The organism is Streptomyces prasinopilosus (assembly GCF_001419695.1).
GTDB classification, from domain to species: domain Bacteria; phylum Actinomycetota; class Actinomycetes; order Streptomycetales; family Streptomycetaceae; genus Streptomyces; species Streptomyces prasinopilosus.
The window spans coordinates 1-4510 of record NZ_LIRG01000952.1 but is presented as its reverse complement, the minus strand read 5'-3'; the positions used below and the strand labels follow the sequence as shown (position 1 = coordinate 4510).

Here is a 4510-nt window from a genome sequence, read left to right as displayed (position 1 = left end):
CGGCCGGGCCCGGCCGCGTGCTGTCCGACCGGCGGACGGTGAACGCCGCTCCGGCCAGGGCGAGGGCCAGGGTCGCCGCCGCTTCGAGGGTGACGCCGCCGACCGGGGGCCGCACCTCCGCCGGGACCAGCAGCAGCGCGGCCGTCCACCACAGGGCCGTGACCGGGACGACGGGGGCGAGGCGCAGGGTGTGCCGCACGGCACGTCGGATCGGTACGACGGCGGTGGTGTGCCGGGCCGGGTCGTCCAGCAGGAAGGCCGCACCGAGCGCGAAGGCGATGGCGGACATCCGCAGCGCGTTCAGTGCCAGCCGGCCGCTCACGTCCTCCTCCATCAGCCGGGGCGCGGCGGCGAACAGCAGCCCGAGGCCGCCCGCCACCCCGATCGCCCGCCACGGCAGCGTCCGTACGACCGGCCGCACCAGCGCGCGCCACGCCCCCGTGACCCGGCTCGTGTCCCCGCTCACTCCCCGCATTCGTCCGCCTCCTCCGGCGCGTCCAGACCCAGCAGGTGCGCGGTCCGGTCCGTCGTCACCTTCGGGGTCGTCAGTTCGGTCCAGTTCGCCGTGACCTTCGCACCGACCTCCTCCCGCGGCCGGACCAGCAGTTCACGGACGAGTTCGGTGTGCGCCGCGGTCATCTGCAGCGGCTCCGTCTCCGAGATGACGACCGCCGCACCGGACGTGCTGTCGTCGACGCGGACGCGGCTCAGGTCGGCCATCGGCTCGGCCCCGCCGGCCAACGCCAGCCACATCACGGTGACGAGCCGGCCGTCGCACAGGGCGCTCGCCTCCGCCTCCTTCCCGGTGACCAGCACCCCGGCCACGGCGACGGCGAACTCGGGGACGCGGTTGCCGCCCCACGTCGTACCGACGCTCACCTGGTTCGGGTCGGTGAGCGGGGTCATCGCCGCGTCACCGTCCGGTCCGTACCGGGCCTCGACCCGCTGCCGCACGACCAGCGGCCGGTCCCGCACGGCGTCGCCCGCGAGGGAGCGCACCCGGTCCACGACCTCGGCCCAGTCGTCGGTGCGCGAGGTCCACTCCGGGAAGGCGCAGTACGTCGTGCCGTCCCGTTCGGAGCACTTCTGCAGGTCCTGCGGAGTGGTCGAGTACCGCATGCGGGCCTTCTCCGTCTCCGCCGGCACGCCGTCGGCCTGCGTCACCGCGCCCAGCAGCGTCAGCGCCACCGCCCCGGCGAGCCCTGCGTGAACACCCCGATGGTCGACGAACCGGCCCTTGAGAACCCGTCCCGGGCCGGAACCGGAACCGGAACGGGCACCTGCGCCCTCCCCGGAGACCAGCACCGCCGCCAGCGCCACGCTCAGCGCGAGCCCGGCGAGGTACAGGGCGTGCCAGGCGGCCGGACGGCCCAGCAGTTCGGACGGCAGGGTCCTGGTGCTGTAGTCGCCGACCACCGGCATCAGCCACCGGATCGCGTCGCCGTCCTGGGGCATCGCGGCGAACATGGAGAAGAAGAGCAGCACGACGAGCAGCAGCGGCGCAGCGAAGGCGGAGGCGAACAGCCGGGCGAACAGCACCCCGAGCGTCCCGAGCAGCAGCACGGACAGCGGCCCGACGAGGAGTTCGCCCGGCGAACCGTTCCCCACCGCACCGGGCTTGAGCGCCTCCCACCCGAACTGGCCTCCCACGCACACCGCGACGAGCAGCACCGCCGGCACGAGGGACAGCAGGTGCGCGACGGTACGGCGCCACGGCGGCAGCACCAGCACGGCGAAGTGCCGCTCGGTGTCGTACCGCCGCGACCGCAGCACGGCCTGGCTGACGGAGAACAGCACCGCGAGTCCCACGAGCAGGGGGGCGGTCTGGGTGGCGCGGTCGGCGTCCTGAAGGGCGGGGAAGCCGTCGAAGGAGGTGCGCGTACGCCACACGGTCCAGCCGGCGTACACGGCGAAGGCGAGGAGGACCGGAAGGCGCGTCAGCAGTCCGCGGGCCTCGAAGCCGGCCAGGGCCAGCACGGCCGCCCAGGACGCGCGCGGTCCGGCCGGCGCGGCCCCCGCGGGCGGGGTCACGATCGCGGTGGTCGTCGTGGTCATGCCGCCACCGCCGCGCCGTCGAGGGTGAGCAGGTAGCCGTCCTCCAGGGTGGGTTCGAGGAGGTCGGCGCCGTCGGGCGGATCGCCCACGTTGCGGTAGGTGCCGAGGCCGGTGCGCCACCCCGCCTTCGCGCCGGGGTCGCGTTCGGCGCTGCTCCACACCCGGCCGCCGGCTTGGGCGGTCAGTTCGGCGGGGGTGCCGTCGAAGCGGACGGTACCGGCGGCCATGACCACCACCCGGTTGCAGAGCATCGCCACGTCCTCGGTCTGGTGGGTGGACAGGAGCACCGTCCGCCCCTCACCGGCGTGGGCGATCAGCTCTCGGAACCGCATGCGCTGTTCGGGGTCCAGGCCGACGGTCGGCTCGTCGAGGACGAGGAAGGCGGGGTCGCCGACCAGGGCCGCGGCGAGGGCGGTCCGCTGGCGCATCCCGCCGGACAGCTTCCGCAGTCGCTTTCCGCGTACGCCGGTGAGTCCGACCTCATCCAGTACGCGCCGCACTTCGCGGTGCCGGGCGGTGCGGTCGGTGAGTTCCTTGAGGATCGCCACGTAGTCGACGAACTCGAAGGCGGTGAAGTCGGGGTGGAAACCGGGCGCCTGCGGCAGGTAGCCGAGTCGGCGCCGGACCTCCTGACGGCCGCGCGAGGTGCCGGGGTCGTGGCCGAGCACCGTGAACACGCCCCGGTCGGCCGGTACGGCGGTGGCGAGCACCCGCAACAGGCTGGTCTTGCCGGCGCCGTTGGGACCGAGCAGGCCGGTGACGCCGGCGGACAGCCGCAGCGACACGTCGTCGAGGGCGCGGGTGCCACCGAAGCGGAGGCTCAGCCCGGAGGCGGAAACGGTCGGGGTCATGCAGAACTCCCGTACGGGTCGTGGAAGAAGCGGAAGGAGTGGAGGGAGCGGAAGGATTGGAAGAAGCGGAAGAAGAGGAGCGGAGGCTTCCAGCCGTGCCCGGCGGATGCCTTCAGGCCCTGCCGCCACCGCCGCCCGCACCCCTCGTCCGGTTGAGGTCGAAACGGTCGCGGAACAGGAAGAGCAGCCCGGCCGCGAGCACGGCGACCAGCGCCGACACCCCCTGCCCGGCCGCGGTGAACGGGGCGAGCGGGTCGTTCACGGCCTCCCGGCCCGCGTGGCCGACGAGCAGCAGCGTGATCCAGCCGCCGCCGACGAGGGACGGTGCCAGCACCGGGCCCAGACGTGCCGTCAGGGCAAGACCGGTGGCGCTGAGCGCGAGGGCGGGCAGCAGCCACGCCAGTGCCGCCGCGCCGTACCAGGGCATGGCCAGCGTCGCCAGGCCGTTGAGGCCGAGCACGGCGCCGAGCACCGCCACCGTACGGATCATCAGCAGCCGGAACCCGTGCATCGGGGCCACGACCGCCATCTCGTACGTCGGGTCCAGCCCGGGCCCGTACGACAGCGCCACTCCGAGGAGCGGCAGCAGCGGCGCGAGGGCGAGGAAGAGGGCGGGCGAACCGGTGGCCGCGCCGGAATGGCCCGCGGCCACGGTCAGCAGCAGCACGGCGACGACCGCACCCAGCCAGGAACGGCGCAGTACCGGCGTGGCCGCGAGGAGGCGCACGGTGTGGTCGGCGACGCCGAGGCGCAGCAGCAGGGACTCCAGGAATCCCGGCCGGGGCGCGTCCAGCTCGGCGTCGAGCCGTTCCCAGCCCGCGTCGAGCGCGACGGGGTCCGCGGCCTCGGCGAGGACGCTCCGGCAGTGCGCGCAGGCGGTGAGGTGGGTGTCGGCGGACCACAGCGTCGGAGCCGCCAGCTCACCGCGTGCGTACGCCCGCAGGTCCTCCGCCGGCACATGCCACCGCGAGCCGCCCCCGGCTCCCGCGGAACCGCCGTTCGCACCGTCCGTCGAGTCGTACGTCATGCCAGCGCCTCCCGCAGTTGCTTGCGGGCCCGCATCGCCCGCGTCTTGACCGTCCCCGGCGGTATGCCGAGCAGCACGGCCGCCTCACGGGTGGTCAGCCCGTCGACGACGGTGGCCTGGAGCACCGCGCGCAGTTCCGGCGACAGCCGGACCAGCGCACCGGCCAGGTCCCCGTGCTCCACCCCCGCGAGCACGCGTTCCTCCGCCGAGACCTCGTCCCGGTGCCGCAGCCGGGCCAGCGTCTGCCGCAGCCGGCCGCGCGCCCCGGCACCGCGCAGCGCGTCGATCAGCCGGCGCGAGGCGATCCGCCACAACCACCCGGCGGCGTCCCCACGCGCCCCGCTCGCCCCGCTCGACGTGCCGGCGGCACTCACTGCGGCCGCCGCGTCCTCCCGGTACCGGGCCGTCCCCCGCCACACCGCGAGGAACGTCTCCTGCACGACGTCGTCGACGATCCCCGCATCGGCGCACCGGCTGCGCATCCGGGCGGTCAACCACGGGGCGTAGCGCCGGTACAGCTCCTCGAAGGCACGCCGGTCGGCGTCCTCGGCAACGGCACGCAGCAACTCACCGTCGC

General features: G+C 74.7%; 4 protein-coding genes and 1 pseudogene. All 5 read right to left on the bottom strand.

What is annotated here, in order from left to right:
* Positions 1-475 (bottom strand): annotated as a pseudogene (locus AOK18_RS28950) (ABC transporter); the annotation flags it as partial.
* Positions 463-2055 (bottom strand): hypothetical protein, encoded by a 1593-nt coding sequence (locus AOK18_RS28945; protein ID WP_055696235.1) that lies wholly within the window; start codon positions 2053-2055, stop codon positions 463-465. The gene AOK18_RS28945 and the pseudogene AOK18_RS28950, both read right to left, overlap by 13 nt.
* Positions 2052-2906, bottom strand: a complete 855-nt coding sequence (locus AOK18_RS28940; protein WP_055696234.1) for an ABC transporter ATP-binding protein — start codon at positions 2904-2906, stop codon at positions 2052-2054. Before AOK18_RS28940 ends, AOK18_RS28945 begins: the two co-directional genes overlap by 4 nt.
* A gap of 112 nt (positions 2907-3018) precedes the next feature.
* Positions 3019-3933: a cupin domain-containing protein gene (locus AOK18_RS28935; RefSeq protein ID WP_079105242.1), complete on the bottom strand. Its 915-nt coding sequence runs from the start codon at positions 3931-3933 to the stop codon at positions 3019-3021.
* The coding region (locus AOK18_RS28930; protein WP_240503356.1) for an RNA polymerase sigma factor at positions 3930-4510 on the bottom strand (581 nt) is incomplete at its 5' end. The genes AOK18_RS28930 and AOK18_RS28935, both read right to left, overlap by 4 nt.

Bases quoted from the DNA above. Each gene is read 5' to 3' on its own strand.
- AOK18_RS28945 (WP_055696235.1), bottom strand. From the start codon at position 2,055: ATGACCACGACGACCACCGCGATCGTGACCCCGCCCGCGGGGGCCGCG.
- AOK18_RS28940 (WP_055696234.1), bottom strand. From the start codon at position 2,906: ATGACCCCGACCGTTTCCGCCTCCGGGCTGAGCCTCCGCTTCGGTGGC.
- AOK18_RS28935 (WP_079105242.1), bottom strand. From the start codon at position 3,933: ATGACGTACGACTCGACGGACGGTGCGAACGGCGGTTCCGCGGGAGCC.